The sequence below is a fragment of the Methylomicrobium lacus genome (genome assembly GCF_041897535.1).
Lineage (GTDB): Bacteria > Pseudomonadota > Gammaproteobacteria > Methylococcales > Methylomonadaceae > Methylomicrobium > Methylomicrobium lacus_A.
The window spans coordinates 176,804-190,531 of record NZ_CP169217.1 but is presented as its reverse complement, the minus strand read 5'-3'; the positions used below and the strand labels follow the sequence as shown (position 1 = coordinate 190,531).

Annotated in this window: 21 protein-coding genes; 10 read left to right on the top strand and 11 right to left on the bottom strand. The window is 54.7% G+C overall.

All coding sequences use genetic code 11. The features are described 5' to 3' along the window. Window position 1: 1 nt before the first annotated feature. Window positions 2-826: a thermonuclease family protein gene (locus ACEPPP_RS00810; RefSeq protein WP_374089166.1), complete on the bottom strand. Its 825-nt coding sequence runs from the start codon at window positions 824-826 to the stop codon at window positions 2-4. 96 nt (window positions 827-922) lie between these two features. On the opposite strand from ACEPPP_RS00810, the gene dtd reads away from it, so the two are divergent. Beyond that, window positions 923-1,363, top strand: coding sequence for a D-aminoacyl-tRNA deacylase (gene dtd / locus ACEPPP_RS00805; RefSeq protein WP_374089165.1), 441 nt, complete (start codon window positions 923-925; stop codon window positions 1,361-1,363). 1 nt (window position 1,364) lies between these two features. Here the strand turns inward: dtd and ACEPPP_RS00800 are convergent, their stop codons facing one another. Then, window positions 1,365-1,502 (bottom strand): hypothetical protein, encoded by a 138-nt coding sequence (locus ACEPPP_RS00800; protein ID WP_374089164.1) that lies wholly within the window; start codon window positions 1,500-1,502, stop codon window positions 1,365-1,367. 88 nt (window positions 1,503-1,590) lie between these two features. Between ACEPPP_RS00800 and rraA the strand changes: the two genes are divergently transcribed. Genes rraA through ACEPPP_RS00785 form a run of 3 tightly spaced genes read left to right on the top strand, consistent with a single transcriptional unit; the run spans window position 1,591 to window position 3,462 of the window. Further along, window positions 1,591-2,076 carry a ribonuclease E activity regulator RraA gene (gene rraA / locus ACEPPP_RS00795; protein WP_374089163.1) on the top strand — a complete coding sequence of 162 codons (486 nt, stop codon included), beginning with the start codon at window positions 1,591-1,593 and terminating at the stop codon, window positions 2,074-2,076. 36 nt (window positions 2,077-2,112) lie between these two features. Further along, window positions 2,113-3,063 carry a 4-hydroxy-3-methylbut-2-enyl diphosphate reductase gene (gene ispH, locus ACEPPP_RS00790; RefSeq protein WP_374089162.1) on the top strand — a complete coding sequence of 317 codons (951 nt, stop codon included), beginning with the start codon at window positions 2,113-2,115 and terminating at the stop codon, window positions 3,061-3,063. Then, the gene (locus ACEPPP_RS00785; RefSeq protein ID WP_374089161.1) at window positions 3,064-3,462 is read left to right on the top strand and encodes an RNA-binding S4 domain-containing protein; all 399 of its coding nucleotides are present in this window, start codon (window positions 3,064-3,066) and stop codon (window positions 3,460-3,462) included. It begins immediately after the preceding gene. 219 nt (window positions 3,463-3,681) lie between these two features. Here the strand turns inward: ACEPPP_RS00785 and ACEPPP_RS00780 are convergent, their stop codons facing one another. After that, entirely contained in the window at window positions 3,682-4,104 is a 423-nt protein-coding gene (locus ACEPPP_RS00780; protein WP_374089160.1) for a helix-turn-helix domain-containing protein, read from the bottom strand. Between the two features lie 136 nt (window positions 4,105-4,240). On the opposite strand from ACEPPP_RS00780, the gene tmpT reads away from it, so the two are divergent. The 4 genes from tmpT (at window position 4,241) to ACEPPP_RS00760 (ending at window position 6,830) form a co-directional block, all read left to right on the top strand. Next, a complete protein-coding gene (gene tmpT / locus ACEPPP_RS00775; RefSeq protein ID WP_374089159.1) occupies window positions 4,241-4,885 on the top strand; it encodes a thiopurine S-methyltransferase in 645 nt (214 codons plus the stop codon). After that, window positions 4,882-5,643: a helix-turn-helix transcriptional regulator gene (locus ACEPPP_RS00770; RefSeq protein ID WP_374089158.1), complete on the top strand. Its 762-nt coding sequence runs from the start codon at window positions 4,882-4,884 to the stop codon at window positions 5,641-5,643. Before tmpT ends, ACEPPP_RS00770 begins: the two co-directional genes overlap by 4 nt. A gap of 77 nt (window positions 5,644-5,720) precedes the next feature. Beyond that, window positions 5,721-6,182, top strand: coding sequence for an isoprenylcysteine carboxylmethyltransferase family protein (locus ACEPPP_RS00765; RefSeq protein WP_374089157.1), 462 nt, complete (start codon window positions 5,721-5,723; stop codon window positions 6,180-6,182). A gap of 141 nt (window positions 6,183-6,323) precedes the next feature. Further along, entirely contained in the window at window positions 6,324-6,830 is a 507-nt protein-coding gene (locus ACEPPP_RS00760; RefSeq protein WP_374089156.1) for a hypothetical protein, read from the top strand. Between the two features lie 85 nt (window positions 6,831-6,915). Here ACEPPP_RS00760 and ACEPPP_RS00755 read toward each other — a convergent pair whose 3' ends face one another. Together ACEPPP_RS00755 and ACEPPP_RS00750 are read right to left on the bottom strand one after the other, a co-directional pair. After that, complete coding sequence (locus ACEPPP_RS00755) at window positions 6,916-7,677, bottom strand: transposase (RefSeq protein WP_374088051.1); 762 nt, start codon at window positions 7,675-7,677, stop codon at window positions 6,916-6,918. Next, a complete protein-coding gene (locus ACEPPP_RS00750; protein WP_374088053.1) occupies window positions 7,616-8,140 on the bottom strand; it encodes a helix-turn-helix domain-containing protein in 525 nt (174 codons plus the stop codon). The genes ACEPPP_RS00755 and ACEPPP_RS00750 overlap by 62 nt, the downstream gene beginning before the upstream one ends. Window positions 8,141-8,486: 346 nt before the next feature. Between ACEPPP_RS00750 and ACEPPP_RS00745 the strand changes: the two genes are divergently transcribed. Then, a complete protein-coding gene (locus ACEPPP_RS00745) occupies window positions 8,487-8,780 on the top strand; it encodes a DJ-1/PfpI family protein (protein ID WP_374089155.1) in 294 nt (97 codons plus the stop codon). 409 nt (window positions 8,781-9,189) lie between these two features. On the opposite strand, the gene ACEPPP_RS00740 is transcribed toward ACEPPP_RS00745, so the two are convergent. The 4 genes from ACEPPP_RS00740 to ACEPPP_RS00725 form a co-directional block, all read right to left on the bottom strand. Further along, window positions 9,190-9,546: a hypothetical protein gene (locus ACEPPP_RS00740; protein ID WP_374089154.1), complete on the bottom strand. Its 357-nt coding sequence runs from the start codon at window positions 9,544-9,546 to the stop codon at window positions 9,190-9,192. Window positions 9,547-9,913: 367 nt separating this feature from the next. Next, entirely contained in the window at window positions 9,914-10,246 is a 333-nt protein-coding gene (locus ACEPPP_RS00735) for a TusE/DsrC/DsvC family sulfur relay protein (protein WP_374089153.1), read from the bottom strand. Further along, window positions 10,237-10,527 (bottom strand): sulfurtransferase complex subunit TusB, encoded by a 291-nt coding sequence (gene tusB, locus ACEPPP_RS00730; RefSeq protein WP_374089152.1) that lies wholly within the window; start codon window positions 10,525-10,527, stop codon window positions 10,237-10,239. The genes ACEPPP_RS00735 and tusB overlap by 10 nt, the downstream gene beginning before the upstream one ends. Beyond that, window positions 10,527-10,847, bottom strand: a complete 321-nt coding sequence (locus ACEPPP_RS00725) for a multidrug efflux SMR transporter (protein ID WP_374089151.1) — start codon at window positions 10,845-10,847, stop codon at window positions 10,527-10,529. Before ACEPPP_RS00725 ends, tusB begins: the two co-directional genes overlap by 1 nt. Window positions 10,848-10,961: 114 nt before the next feature. Between ACEPPP_RS00725 and ACEPPP_RS00720 the strand changes: the two genes are divergently transcribed. Continuing rightward, window positions 10,962-11,894 carry a histone deacetylase family protein gene (locus ACEPPP_RS00720; protein ID WP_374089150.1) on the top strand — a complete coding sequence of 311 codons (933 nt, stop codon included), beginning with the start codon at window positions 10,962-10,964 and terminating at the stop codon, window positions 11,892-11,894. A gap of 42 nt (window positions 11,895-11,936) precedes the next feature. On the opposite strand, the gene ACEPPP_RS00715 is transcribed toward ACEPPP_RS00720, so the two are convergent. Continuing rightward, window positions 11,937-12,275 carry a hypothetical protein gene (locus ACEPPP_RS00715; protein WP_374089149.1) on the bottom strand — a complete coding sequence of 113 codons (339 nt, stop codon included), beginning with the start codon at window positions 12,273-12,275 and terminating at the stop codon, window positions 11,937-11,939. Continuing rightward, the gene (locus ACEPPP_RS00710) at window positions 12,272-13,690 is read right to left on the bottom strand and encodes a sodium:solute symporter family protein (RefSeq protein ID WP_374089148.1); all 1,419 of its coding nucleotides are present in this window, start codon (window positions 13,688-13,690) and stop codon (window positions 12,272-12,274) included. The genes ACEPPP_RS00715 and ACEPPP_RS00710 overlap by 4 nt, the downstream gene beginning before the upstream one ends. Between the last annotated feature and the right edge of the window lie 38 nt (window positions 13,691-13,728).

The window sequence follows — 13,728 nt, the reverse complement described above, 5'->3', positions numbered from 1 at the left end:
ATCAATTCCGCGGTTCCAACACGACAGCGCTCGGATGGCGGACCAGCATCGAATAACCGCCCTTGTTTTTGTTCAGCCAGCCGCGCACCTCGACCGCTTGCCCCAGATAACGGCTTAAATCCGGGAACAGAGGCAATGCCATTTTTTCGATCCTGACTTCAAACTGGTCGGAAAATTTCAGATACACGAACTTCCGACTGCTGCGCACATCTGCGATCCGGCCGGTGATCCTGGTCCAGCCCGGATGGCCGGAAGCAGGCAAACGCTCGACCGGGATCGGATCGTATTCCGGCCGGCCCCAAATCCCCAGACGCCTGTTTTGGGCGCCCTGCTCGGCCTTGACCAGCTTCAGGGCATAGAGCAGATTCGGCGGATAGATATTGACCGCCGCCAGGCCCTGTTCGACCAGCTGCAGGTTGATATGCTCATTCTGCTCGGTAAACACATGCGCGAGCGTCCTGCCGTATTTGTCGGCCGCTTCGGCATCCATCTCCAGCCGGACCTTGCGGTTTTGCAGCTTGTCGCTCAACCAGCGCTTCGCCGCCTCGCCGCCCGCCTGCTCCGGCTGATTGCGATGCGCGATCTCCGGCGTATTGACGCCGAGCAGCCTGACCTTGCGCCCGTCTTCGAGCACCAGCGTATCGCCGTCGAACACTTTTTTGACGGTGTAGTAGCCGTAGCCCGGCTTGATGTCGAGCACTTTCGCCGAAGCGGCCTGCGGACGGTCGGAATAATGCGCGCTGCCGGCGCTGTCCCGCCAGCCGTAAATATCCGCGTTGGCCCCATAGGCCAAATTGAACAATAAAAGCGCTAAAATACGCCGCATGAATTTCCTCAACAGGCGAAAAGAACAGGCGTCCGAAACCGCCCAGACAGTGACAAACCCTCGCTTATTTTAGCCCATCCATCTGAAGACTCACCCATGATCACCATCATCCAGCGCGTCACGACCGCCCATGTCGCGGTCGACAATCACATCATCGGCAAGATCGCTACCGGCATCATGGCGCTGGTCGCGGTCGAAAAGGAAGACGGCGAAAAACACGCCGAGCGCCTGCTCGAACGCATCATCAATTACCGGATTTTTCCGGACGAGGCGGGAAAGATGAACCTGAGCCTCAAAGACATCGACGGCGGCCTGCTCTTGGTGCCGCAGTTTACCTTGGCCGCGGATACGCAAAAAGGCAACCGACCGAGCTTCACCTCGGCCGCGCCGCCCGAACACGGCCAGAAGCTGTTCGGCTATCTGCAAGAGAGGGCGCTGACCGTCTACCCCTCCGTACAATTCGGCCGCTTCGGCGCGGACATGCAGGTGGCGCTGGTCAACGACGGCCCGGTCACGTTTACGCTGCGTTCACACTAAATCACCAATCGTCGTCCTCGTCTTGGTAAGGCTGGGATTTGATATGATCGGGAATTTTCGGAATCTTCGCCGAACGCAATAACAGCAATGCGCCGCCCAAGACGAACAGCAGCGCGACAACGAATAGTATGATCCACATAAGATAACCCTTGTATTTAGTTGCCTCCAGGCTTCCGATAGACTATAACATAGCCCGTACCGAAACAAAGCCGACCGGAGTTTACTTGATGACCTTTGCCACCGCCCGCCTCTGCGACGCCCATGCTCAGGAGGCGCATTTCCAGATCGTCGAACCGCTGTTCAAGTCCTACGGCGCGCATCCCGTATTTTGGGGACGCATCAGCACCTTGAAAGCCTTCGAAGACAATGTGCAGATCAAAACCGTCTTGCAGGAAAAAGCCGAAGGCCGCGTGTTGGTCGTCGACGGCGGCGGCTCGCACCGCTGCGCATTGATCGACATTGAGCTGGCCAAACTTGCGGTCGATAACGGCTGGCAGGGATTGCTGATCTACGGCTGCGTCCGCGACACCGCGCTGCTCGCGGAACTCCCGATCGGCATCCGCGCGCTGCATGCGCATCCCTTGCAGAGCCATCAGAGAAACCAAGGCGACCATGATCTGCCGATCACTTTTGCCGGCGTCAATTTCAAAAAAGATCATTTTTTATACGCCGATCATGATGGAATCGTCGTCTCGGACCGATTGTTGAGTTAAAATAACCCGATATTTACCCACTACATAAGTCAAGATATGCAAATCGTACTCGCTAACCCCCGTGGATTCTGCGCCGGCGTCGACCGGGCCATCGAAATCGTCGATCAGGCGCTCGAAACCTTCGGCGCGCCGATCTATGTGCGCCACGAAGTCGTGCACAACCGCACCGTCGTCGACGGACTGAAAGCGAAAGGCGCTGTATTCATCGAAGATTTAAACGACGTGCCGGTCGGCTCGTATCTGGTTTTCAGCGCCCACGGCGTTTCCAAGCAGGTGCAGAAGGAAGCCGAGGAACGGCAACTGACCGTATTCGACGCGACCTGCCCGCTGGTCACCAAGGTGCACATCCAGGTCGCCAAACATGCCAAATCGGACCGCGAAGTGATCCTGATCGGCCACGCCGGTCATCCGGAAGTCGAAGGCACGATGGGCCAATATGAAAAATGCACCGAAAACGGCGGCATTTATCTGGTCGAAACGCCGGAAGACGTCGAGAATCTGCATGTAAACAACCCGGACAATCTGGCCTATGTCACGCAAACGACGCTGTCGATGACCGACACCAAGATCATGGTCGATGCGTTGAAGGCGCGCTTCACCGGCATCAAGGAACAGAAAAAGGACGATATCTGCTATGCGACGCAAAACCGCCAGGATGCGGTGCAGGACATGGCCAAAAAGGCCGATGTGATTCTGGTCGTCGGCTCGCCGAACAGTTCGAACTCTAACCGCCTGCGCGAAATCGCCGAACAGCTCGGCAAGCCGGCCTATCTGATCGATACTGCGCACGACATGAAACAGGAATGGTTCGAGGGTATCGACGTGGTCGGCGTGACCGCCGGCGCCTCCGCGCCGGAAGTGCTGGTGCAGGAAGTGATCAACCAGCTGAAACAATGGGGCGGCAAGTCGACGGCCGAACTGCCGGGCATCGAAGAAAAAGTCGTGTTCTCCTTGCCGAAAGAACTGAAAAAACACATGGTGCAATAATTGCCGGCCGAACTCGACTCGATCCGCCTCGATAAATGGCTGTGGGCCGCGCGATTTTTCAAAACGCGCGGCCTCGCCCAGGAAGCGATCGCCGGCGGCAAGGTGCATGTGAATGAGCAACGCGTAAAGCCCGGCAAGGAAGTGAAGCCGGGCATGCGTTTGTCGATCACCAAGGACAACCTGCACTGGGAACTCACGATCACCGCGCTCTCCGCGCAGCGCCGCCCCGCCAAGGATGCCGTGCTGCTGTACGAAGAAGATCCCGAAAGCCACGCCAAACGCCAGCAACAAATCATCGACGAGCGCGAAAGGCGCGCGTTGATGCCGCACAACGGCCCGGAGCACCGTCCGAACAAAAAGGAACGACGGATGATCCACCGTTTCAAGCAGGATTATTGAAACCGCCCCGTAGGATTCAACCCGAAAGAACTCATTATCAGGGGTGGCTGCCAACGTAAAAAAACCCGCCGCCGGCACGCAGAACGCCATAACAAAACACCCTATCAAAATAAAATGTATGGCCACTCCTTTGCCATATCACTTTTCGCCGCTGGTTATGGCGAGCTGTATGTATATCGACAGGTATTTAGATTCGGCTTCCTTACTTTTCTGCATGCCTCACTTAAATTTGTTTTCCTTCAATTTATTTGGCTGCCTAAACCGATTCTTACCAGCAACACGGAGGAGACGAAGAAATTTTGGACATTCAAAATGGTTTGGCGCATTGCAGACCGCTGCATGACGGAGTCCATCTCGCATAGAGGTCAGTTCTTTAATTTTTCTGTCCAACTCATCTGCCTTAGCCAAAAGCAGCGTTCTATTGATGTCAGGCCCTTCAGGCGTAATCATCGCACCAATTTCATCTAGCGAGAAACCAGCGCTACGCCCCAATGATATTAAAGCCAGTCGCTCTATGACATTGGCGCTGAATAAACGTCGTAAACCTAAGCGACCGGTTGACCGGATCAATCCTTTCTCTTCATAAAATCGTAACGTTGAGGCGGGTAATCCAGTTGCCTTTGCAACCGCAGTTATATCCATTATTTCACCTGTCGTAATTTAAGACTTGACTTCAAGTTGACTTGAACTTTTATCCTAGCCCTGAACACGCCTTGTTGCAACACTGAAGCATTAAATTTGTGGTGATTTTTATAATTGAATAATTTAAGGAGTCGATATGGAAGCAAGTTTCTGGCAGCAAAAATGGGAGCGCGGTGAGATTGCGTTTCATGAAAGCGAAGCCAACCCGTTTTTGGTAGCCCATTTTGAAAAATTAAATCTGACAAAAGGCTGTCTTGTGTTCCTGCCGTTGTGCGGCAAGACCCGTGATTTTTCCTGGTTGCTTGCCTGCGGTTATCGAGTAGTTGGTGCAGAATTGAGCGAACTAGCCGTTAACGAGTTGTTTAAGGAACTTGGCTTAGAGCCGCAAATCTCTAAAACCGGGAAATTGGTCCGCTACAGCGCTAAAGATATAGACATATTCGTGGGCGATATTTTCGATGTGTCTGCCGAATATCTTGGAGCCATAAGCGCGATATACGATCGCGCTGCTTTAGTCGCCCTGCCTTCCGGCATACGAGAGCGTTATACCTCACATCTGATAAATATAACTTGCACAGCGCCTCAGTTACTGATCTCTTATGAATACGATCAACTGCTGATGGATGGCCCTCCGTTTTCTGTTAACGAGAGCGAAGTAAAGCGACACTATGGTGATACCTACCAATTACAGTTTGTTGAAAGCAAGAGTGTCGCGGGCGGCTTGAAGGGAAAAGTTGCATCAACTGAGACCGCCTGGCTGCTTCGGAGTAGTATTAAATGATGACGACAGGAACCGGGCGTATCGTGCTTTGGCGCGGAGGGAGTCTGTGGATCGGTCGAGCTGGAGAGCCCACGGATTTTCATTCCCATCATGCAGTCCAGATTACGTTGTCGTTCTCCGAAGGCGGGGTGCGATTCAGACACCCCGGTGGAAACTGGAATACCTATAAAGCGGCAATCATCGCTGCGCACCAGCCTCATGCGTTCGAAGCACGCGGCGAGTTTGTTGCGATGATCTTTGTTGAGCCGGAGTCACGCGAGGGACGGGCGCTACACCAGATATGTCTCGGTGAGGGGATCTCGTCGCTTACCTATGAAACGCTTGAGCTTGAACTTGCAGCTCTCGCCGCCTCCTACAAGGGGGCCGTCCACGATTCAGAACTCGTCATCTGCGCACGTTTCGTGATTACCAAACTTGCCGCAATGAGCACGGTTCAGGTGGTACAGCTGGATAAGCGGATTGAACAAGCCTTGGAACTACTGCATGAGCGTATCGGTGAAACGGTTCCTCTCGCCGAGATTGCCGATGCCACCTGCCTTTCTCCCGATCGCTTTCGCCATCTCTTCATCGAGCAAACAGGGATGCGGTATCGGCCCTACGTGCTGTGGCTGCGCATCGAAGTCGCGCTCACTACATTCGCGTCTGGCAAAAATCTGACCGAGGCCTCGCACGCCGGCGGATTTGCAGACTCCGCGCATTTTTCGCGGACGTTCAAGCGCATGTTCGGGATTGCGCCTTCCAGCTTCCAGCGCGAATAGCCGTTTCGTTCAAGCCGTAGCTGATTTGAGCCCGTAGACTAGGCTCCGCATCAACTCAATTTGACAGGAAACATCTCATGAACGCTCTTGAACACAGAATTCCACCCGTCGCTTTGTCACTTTTCATTGCAGGCGCAATGTGGCTTGCATCAGTGCAGTTTCCGGTTATGTCCTTCGCCATACCCGGGCGTCTTTTCATATCGATTGCATTGTACGGTATTGGCATCGTCTTCGCTGTTGCAGGCGTCATTGCATTTCGTGCGGCCAAGACAACGGTTAATCCAACGCGACCGGGTGCCGCGTCTACCTTGGTTAGTTCGGGCATCTATCGTTTCAGTCGGAACCCCATGTATGTCGGCTTCTTATTTGCGCTAGGTAGCTGGGCATTCTTTCTTGCGCATGCCCTGGGATTTATCCTCTTGCCTGCGTTTGTTATCTATATGAATCGCTTTCAAATTTCATCCGAGGAAAGAGCGCTGTCTTCAAAGTTCGGCAAACATTTCGACACCTACACGCAGTCCGTTCCGAGATGGCTATAAGACATGACTTGGCAGTCAACATGTTGCGCTACGCGTCTCTTAGCACACTGCCGAGATCGTCATCCGGGAGACACATATCCTTTCATTACAGCGGACCTTCGATTGCCGCTCAGTTAAAGCATTAGATAGCAGGAGCCAAAAATGGAGTATCTCGCAGGTATTGTTATCGCCTTAGTTGTTTCGTTGTTCGCTACACTTGTCGGTTTTGACAAAGAACGTAGCTTCTACCCAACTGTGTTGGTAGTGGTTGCATCCTACTATGGTTTATTTGCGGTGATGGGCGGCTCGCTTCAGGCTGTCGTCAGCGAGTCAGTCGTTATGGCCGTGTTTTTAGGTGCCACCGTTCTTGGCTTCAAACGCAATTTGTGGTTTGTCGTTGCTGCGTTGGTCACCCATGGCCTATTTGATTTCTTTCACGGCCATCTCATTTCCAATCCAGGCGTTCCTAGTTGGTGGCCAATGTTTTGCCTGACCTACGATGTGGGGGGCAGCCATATATCTCGCCTATCTTTTGCGGCATGCAAGAGTCATTGCCAATGCGCGTTGACAGGGCGCTCAAAAGGCCCCGTCACCTGGGTGGGTTACGCCATCTGTGCACATCCGAGGCATATTCGAGCAATCCAGAAGGCGCCAATGGGGCACAAATAGCCGCGTAGATTCAGGTGCTGGCGTTGTCGGTTACGCCCCTTGCATTTTAACTAGTACAACGCACCGGAAATTCTCCGAATAATTTTTAAACCACCAGAGGCCTTCCGGTATAAGTCCAGCGAAAAGGCTTAGCGAGGGTTTCATTGAAGAAATCGATAAACTGAAAAATACGTCCTTTCAAATCTGCTCTCGAGGTGAAGCTTGCCCGTTTGAGCAAGCGACGGGATAGAATGCCAAACCAAATCTCGATCTGATTCAGCCACGAGCAATGCTTGGGCGTATAAACAAAGCGAATGCGATGGCTTTCGTCCTGCAAAAAAGCCGCGCGGGAGTTCATATCCCGTAGTACTCCGCGTTCCCCTTTCACGCCCAAGTCCTCGTCAATTCCGCAGGCTTTGGCGATCCATTCCACCAGCGTCGCGGATTTATGGGTGTTCAACTGATCGGCCACAAACAGCCATTGCCCCTGAGGGTCTGTGGCGACGGTTTGCTGCACGTGGGCGACAAAGTCAGCTTCTGTTCGTGTGTCCTGAACAGTGGGCGCAATGACCTTGCCTGTTGCCACCTCGAAGTTGGCAATCAGGGCTTGGGTGCCGTGGCGCCGGTATTCGTACTCGATCCGTTCCGGCTGTCCGGGTTGCATGGGCTGTGCGGGGTGAATGCGCTCCAGGGCCTGAATGCCGGTTTTTTCATCGATGCTGATCACGTGAATGCCTTGCGCATGCAGCGCCGGGGCTTGCCGATACAGGTCGCATACCGCTTCGACGTTGACCTGGAAGGTGGCTTCATCGTCGATGGTGGGATTCAGCCAATAGCGCGTTCGATGCGGCTTTAGCTGACCCTGCATTTAAAAAACGACCAATACTGGTCGCTGAGATACGGTCGACAATGCCTTGCTTAACGGCTTCCCGTGCCAAATCTTTGCGCGTCCAATGCGTCAAGGGTGAAGGCGGCGTTTCACAAGCCAACGCCAGCAGTTGGCAGACCTGTTCGGCGCTGAAGGTCTGTGGTGCACCCGGACGTTCCGCATCCGCCAGAATCGTCTCGATCTGCCGGCGTAAACGTTCGGGATCATCTTCGCAGGCAGCCAGCGCCTCTTGGGCCGACAGCCAACGACGACGCCACAAACCGACCGTCTCTTCCTTGATGTTCAGACCCTGCGCGCTGGCCTTGTTGCGACGGCCGGCTCCCGCATTTAAGACGATGCGCGCCCGCTGCACTAAACTGTGCGGCAGTTGCCGACTTCGAACAATGGCTTCCAGCGTCGATTGTTGGGCTTGCGTCAAAATAAGCGGAGTGAGTGGGCGCATCGCTTCCTTGCGGGATGATTTTCGGGCTTGCTATTATCCTTCATTTTTTAGGTTTGTAGTACTAGCGAATTTTTTTCGCTGTACGTCAATCAATGATTGAGGAAAACAAATGAAGTGTTCCGCTTTGATGAAAATTACCAGTTTCGCGATAGTGCTGCTTACAGCGTCAGCGAACTACACGCGATCATGCTAGGGCGCAGATTCCACTCATGCGAACATCGCTGAACAGACGAAGAACTCGCTCACCCTTCCGGCGCCGAAAGACCGGCGTGCGCGTCCGCTGGTCGTCGTACTTGCCGACAATGCCGGCACAGAAACCACGGATTTTGTCATCCCTTACGGGGTCTTGAAGGAGTCCGGCGCAGCCGATGTGGTGACGGTTTCGACTGAGCCGGGTACGGTTGAGCTGATGCCTGCGCTACGGATACGCGCGGATATGACGATAGGGCAATTCGACGAATCAACCCCGGCCGGAGCCGACATTCTGATTGTTCCCGCCATGGATAGAGCGGAAAATCCGGTACTGCTCGACTGGGTGCGAGCCCAGTCCGAAAAGGGCGCGACAGTGGTGTCGATTTGTGAGGGCGCACGAGTTATCGCGCATGCAGGCCTCGAAGGCAAAGCGGCGACCACGCATTAGTCGGGTTTGGAGGAAATTGCCGAAGCATTTCCTGGTACAACATGGGTGCACAACCAACGTTTCGCGCAAATCGGGGTCACAAATCGGGGTCAGGCCTTACATTTGATATTACCCCCCTCTTTTCAGCTTGTTTTACTACCCAACTCACAGTGCCCAACTCAAAAGGGCTAAAGACTCAGACAGACTTTGCAGTTAAGCATCAATAGCTACATTGACAAGCAGGTATCGGTTCTATTGCTGTCACTGATGGTTGAAACGCAGTCGTCAAAAATTGGCCGAACCTACTCTGTCAGAATCAAAGAACAATAATGGTTTATAGAGACCATCAGTTAGAGAGTGTTAATTTTCAACCGGTTTTCCATAAACAAAAAACCAGCTGGAAAGTCTGCCGTTGAACTGCTCTAAACTTTTATTCGGCTAACAGGGCTTCAATAGCGGCCTTCGCATTACATTGAGCGATGGCTTCGGCGAGTTGTGTGTTATTTAGTTGATGCTTGATTGCTGTAACACTATGCCAATCAAATGTTTGGTATTCCTTTTGAGCAAAGGTAGCGATTTGGCATTTCTTAACCGGAGAATTATCGAATGGCATTTTTGAGTCTGGACTCAAAGATGCCATTCCTTCGGAGCTTGGCGCATAGATTAAAAAATTGCCTTTCATTGCCAGGACCGCGCGATATTGATTTGCCGTGGTGAAATACAAATCGCCAACTGCAATCTCTGATTCTTTCAGCCAAAGATTTTTATTTTTCTTGTTTTTTTTCATTCAGAATTTAAGCTCAAATGAGTTGATGTTTACCGAGTCACATGTTGCCAGATAAGATGCTGCGGGCCGAGGTCAAGGTCATGGCTAAGCGCATACCTTTATACACAACTCAGTCATTCCGGCATGGATTGCCTGCATCCACGACTGCATGGATGCAGGAGGTAGAGCAACGCAGGAGCAGTTGCCGAGGCCACAGGGACGTTTTAGGCTTACCATCCCTGGCCCTGGATACCCGCTTCCCGGCGGGTATGACGGCATTTATGTATAAGGGCATGGGCTAAGCGCCGCATCGCCCAACCGGGTATGGTACAATTGCTCTCTATTTTCTTCGCGCCTTGCCTTTTCGCCTTACCAAGCCTTCAGGAGACTACAAACAGGTGGGCGGTTTCGGCAGCCCCGCCAGTTTGCAGGCATATTTCAAGGGCCCGTCCGGAAACAATTGATGCAGATAGCGGCTATTGCCCTTATCCTCGCCGAGCGCCTTCGCGATCGCCTTCGTAAACACGCGCGCATTCGGCAGATGCTTGAACTGCCGGTAATAATCCCGGATAAAGTGGATGATTTCCCAATGCGCGGCGCTCAGCTCGATCCGGTTCGCCTCGGCCAGCTTTTCCGCGACCGCCTCGCTCCAATCGGCCGTATTGACCAGAAAACCCTGATCGGTCGTCGCCAACACCCCATCGTTCATCTTCAATTCCATGATTGAATCAAGGGGTGCGCGACGGTCAGCTCGACCAGCCCGGTATAATCGATCACTTCGATGCCCTCTACGATTTGATCGGCCTCGATGCCGCGGATCATCAAATCGGCGGACAACGCATATAAGTGGTGGTCGGCCAACATCCCTGTCAGACGACCGCTTAACTGGCCGTTGCGCAAAATTCCCAGCACCGCGCTTTCCAGAAACACGATGCTGCTGCCGGAATCGATCCGCTCCAATACCGCCGCGGCAATCGGCGAAGCCGAAATCAGATGCAGCATTAATGGCTTTCGGTCAATTTAAGCCCGATGATGCCCATGATCACCAGAGAAATCGACATGATCCGGCAGACATCGGCCGACTCCTTGAACAAAATAATGCCCAATACCGCGATGCCGACGGCGCCCATGCCGGTCCAGACCGCATAAGCGGTGCCCAGCGGCAAGGTCTTGATCGCAAGCATCAGCAGGTAAAAACTGCACAAGCCGGCGACGCAAGTCACGACACTCGGCCACAATTTGGTAAAGCCTTCGTTCAGTTTCAGGCTCAACGCAAAAATAATCTCCGCAATTCCCGCGGAAAACAACAATATCCAGGCCATTCGGCGCCTCTTGCTTTATTTTGATAAAAACCGTTATTCTACATGAGTGAATGACTGCGATGAAGTCCTGCACCGTCACGGCTGCACCGCTTTGCAGACTACCGAGGCCTTATTATGACGACACTCTATTATTGCCACGAAGACTTTCTGAAGCACCAGCCGCATTTCAGTCACCCGGAATCGCCGGATCGCCTGCGCAGTATCGAACGAGCGTTGCAGGCGCCCGAGTTCGCCACGCTGGTCAGAAAATCGCCGCCGCTGGGCCCCGCGCAAAAGGATCAGGCGCGGCTGATCCACAGCCAGGCGCATATCGATAGGGTGTTACGCCCGATTGCCGAAGACAGCCATCAATACATCGATGCGGACACCTATCTCTCGCACGGCAGCGCGAACGCGGCCTTGCGCGCGGTCGGCGCGGTCTGCGACGCGGTCGATCAGGTGATGGCCGGCAAGGCCGACAATGCCTTCTGCGCGGTGCGCCCGCCCGGCCATCATGCCGAGCCGAATCGCGCGATGGGCTTCTGTCTCTTGAACAATATCGCGATCGGCGCCGAATATGCAAGGACACGGCACCACCTGCGGCGCGTCGCGATCGTCGATTTCGACGTGCATCACGGCAACGGCACACAGGCCGCGTTCGCCCATCAGGCCGAGGTGCTCTATGTATCGACGCACCAGATGCCGCATTATCCGGGCACCGGCCACCCGAGCGAGACCGGCGTCGGCAATATCGTGAATATTCCGCTGATGGCCGGCACCGAGGGCGCCGAATTCCGCCACAAGATCGTTACGCTCGCCCTGCCCGCCTTGCGCCAGTTCAAGCCCGAATTGCTGCTGGTTTCGGCAGGCTTCGACGCGCATAAGGACGACCCGCTCGCGGACATTGAATTGGTCGAGGAGGATTATCGCTGGATCACCGAGGAGTTGACCGGCATCGCAGCCGAATTCTGCGGCAAACGGCTGATTTCGGCTTTGGAAGGCGGCTACAACCTGGAAGCCCTGGCAAGCAGCGTTGCCGCGCATGTCGGGGCTTTGCTGCGAGCCTGAAAACAAGCGCCGGACGGGATGAATACCTCGCCTGTCGATGTTTTATACGGACTGCACAAGGCTCCTGACCCGAACACCAATCTCAATCGGGTTTGCATCCGCCTCGATACAGACCGATACATGCCCCCCGTCTGTCGGAAGCACGAACTGAAAGAAGTTGCCATAGCGCACGATCAGGTAATCCAGGCCGCCGCAGTCGATGTTGCCGCGCTGCGACGCCAGTGTCAGCAAGGTTGGATTCACCAACATTTCCTCATACTTATCGCTTTCGGAACTGCTGGCCCCCTCCGTATTGGCCTTGGCTCGCGACTGCAGGTCGCCATGCTTGTAGACCGCGACGTAGCGAATACTCTCGGACAATCCGAAAATAGTGTCAATCATCGATCACTCCGCAACCACGCTCTTATAAGACCCGCCTGCATATTTCCCGCGCGCATGCTTTCCCAACTTCCCACCAGAAGATAGCTTGCAAAAGCGACCGACAACGAAACCAGATAAGGCGTTGCCAGATCCAGTACATGATGCCCGACGATCCAGGTCAGCATGCCGGCTGCCAGCGTGACCCCGGCGCTGATCACGCCGCCGAACGATGTGAACAAACCGAAGATCACCACCGTAAAGATGCCGGCGCTGCCGAAAGCGGACGCTTCTTCGACCAGGGTATAGACCCGGCCGGCGTTCAGGGCCAGCGCAAAGGCGACGATGCCGCTCGCCAACACCATCAGCCGGGCGATTTTGACCTTCGCCTCGTCGTTGCCGATTTTCAGCATCGGCACGATCAGGTTGTGCGACAGCAATGCCGAGGCGGCCAGCAAGGCGCTGTCCACGGTCGACAGGATCGCCGAAATCAGCGCGCCGGCAAAGATGATATAAAAAAACGTGTGCAGATATTTTTGCGCCAAGTTCGGCAAAATTTGCTCGGGCTCATTCAGCCCCGGCAGCAACTGGATGCCGAACAAGCCGATCGTGACCGGAATCAGGCCGACCGCGAGATACAGGAGGCCGCCGTAAACGCAGGAACGCCGGGCGACTTCGGGAGAGCGGCTGGCCAGCACGCGCGCGACCAGTTCCTGCGACAGCACCGAGCCGCAGATCGGAATTGCCCATTGCTCCAGCGTTTCGAGCCCCGGCTTTGCGGAAGTTCCGAAAAACCCGAGACGTTCGGGTTCGATGCGCGCGACCGAAGCCTCGATGCCGCCGCCCGCCTCCAGCACCAGAACCAACAGCAGCAACAGACCGATGATCAGCGCGACGCCCTGCACCGCATCGGTCACCACATCGGCCAGCAGGCCGCCGTACATCGTATAGACGATCACGACCAGCGCCGCGGCCGCAATCGCGATCTCGACTTCTAGCCCCGATGCCGAGGACAGCACCTGCCCGAACGCGCGCACCTGCGCCGCGGCCCACATGATCGAGGTCGGCGCGATCAACAGCACCGCAAAGTTTTGAATTTTGGCCGAATAGCGCTGCGTGAAAAGATCGGCCAGCGTGGTCAGGTTGCGCCGCCACAGATGCGTCGCGAACACCAGCCCCATCAGGACCAGGCACAGGGTATAACCGAACGGATCGACCGTCGCGCCCGACAGCCCGTTTTCATAGACCGATCCTGCCGCACCGATACAGGTTTCGGCCCCGAACCAGGTCGCGAACACGCTCAGACTCGCCATGCCGACGCCAAGGCTGCGCCCCGCCAGCAAATAATCGTCTTCGCTGGCGATCCTGCGCGAACAATACACGCCGACCAGCAGTTGCAGCAGGATGTAAACGATGATGCCGATCAGGACGGTATTCATAAGCCAACGACACAGAAGCCAGGGAAAACCGTTTATTG

Bases quoted from the DNA above. Each gene is read 5' to 3' on its own strand.
- dtd (WP_374089165.1), top strand. From the start codon at position 923: ATGATCACCATCATCCAGCGCGTCACGACCGCCCATGTCGCGGTCGAC.
- ACEPPP_RS00725 (WP_374089151.1), bottom strand. From the start codon at position 10,847: ATGGCCTGGATATTGTTGTTTTCCGCGGGAATTGCGGAGATTATTTTT.
- ACEPPP_RS00750 (WP_374088053.1), bottom strand. From the start codon at position 8,140: ATGCGCCCACTCACTCCGCTTATTTTGACGCAAGCCCAACAATCGACG.
- tmpT (WP_374089159.1), top strand. From the start codon at position 4,241: ATGGAAGCAAGTTTCTGGCAGCAAAAATGGGAGCGCGGTGAGATTGCG.
- ACEPPP_RS00710 (WP_374089148.1), bottom strand. From the start codon at position 13,690: ATGAATACCGTCCTGATCGGCATCATCGTTTACATCCTGCTGCAACTG.
- ACEPPP_RS00765 (WP_374089157.1), top strand. From the start codon at position 5,721: ATGAACGCTCTTGAACACAGAATTCCACCCGTCGCTTTGTCACTTTTC.
- ispH (WP_374089162.1), top strand. From the start codon at position 2,113: ATGCAAATCGTACTCGCTAACCCCCGTGGATTCTGCGCCGGCGTCGAC.
- ACEPPP_RS00760 (WP_374089156.1), top strand. From the start codon at position 6,324: ATGGAGTATCTCGCAGGTATTGTTATCGCCTTAGTTGTTTCGTTGTTC.
- ACEPPP_RS00715 (WP_374089149.1), bottom strand. From the start codon at position 12,275: ATGATTGACACTATTTTCGGATTGTCCGAGAGTATTCGCTACGTCGCG.
- ACEPPP_RS00735 (WP_374089153.1), bottom strand. From the start codon at position 10,246: ATGGAATTGAAGATGAACGATGGGGTGTTGGCGACGACCGATCAGGGT.
- ACEPPP_RS00720 (WP_374089150.1), top strand. From the start codon at position 10,962: ATGACGACACTCTATTATTGCCACGAAGACTTTCTGAAGCACCAGCCG.
- rraA (WP_374089163.1), top strand. From the start codon at position 1,591: ATGACCTTTGCCACCGCCCGCCTCTGCGACGCCCATGCTCAGGAGGCG.
- ACEPPP_RS00770 (WP_374089158.1), top strand. From the start codon at position 4,882: ATGATGACGACAGGAACCGGGCGTATCGTGCTTTGGCGCGGAGGGAGT.
- ACEPPP_RS00810 (WP_374089166.1), bottom strand. From the start codon at position 826: ATGCGGCGTATTTTAGCGCTTTTATTGTTCAATTTGGCCTATGGGGCC.
- tusB (WP_374089152.1), bottom strand. From the start codon at position 10,527: ATGCTGCATCTGATTTCGGCTTCGCCGATTGCCGCGGCGGTATTGGAG.
- ACEPPP_RS00800 (WP_374089164.1), bottom strand. From the start codon at position 1,502: ATGTGGATCATACTATTCGTTGTCGCGCTGCTGTTCGTCTTGGGCGGC.
- ACEPPP_RS00755 (WP_374088051.1), bottom strand. From the start codon at position 7,677: ATGCAGGGTCAGCTAAAGCCGCATCGAACGCGCTATTGGCTGAATCCC.
- ACEPPP_RS00780 (WP_374089160.1), bottom strand. From the start codon at position 4,104: ATGGATATAACTGCGGTTGCAAAGGCAACTGGATTACCCGCCTCAACG.
- ACEPPP_RS00740 (WP_374089154.1), bottom strand. From the start codon at position 9,546: ATGAAAAAAAACAAGAAAAATAAAAATCTTTGGCTGAAAGAATCAGAG.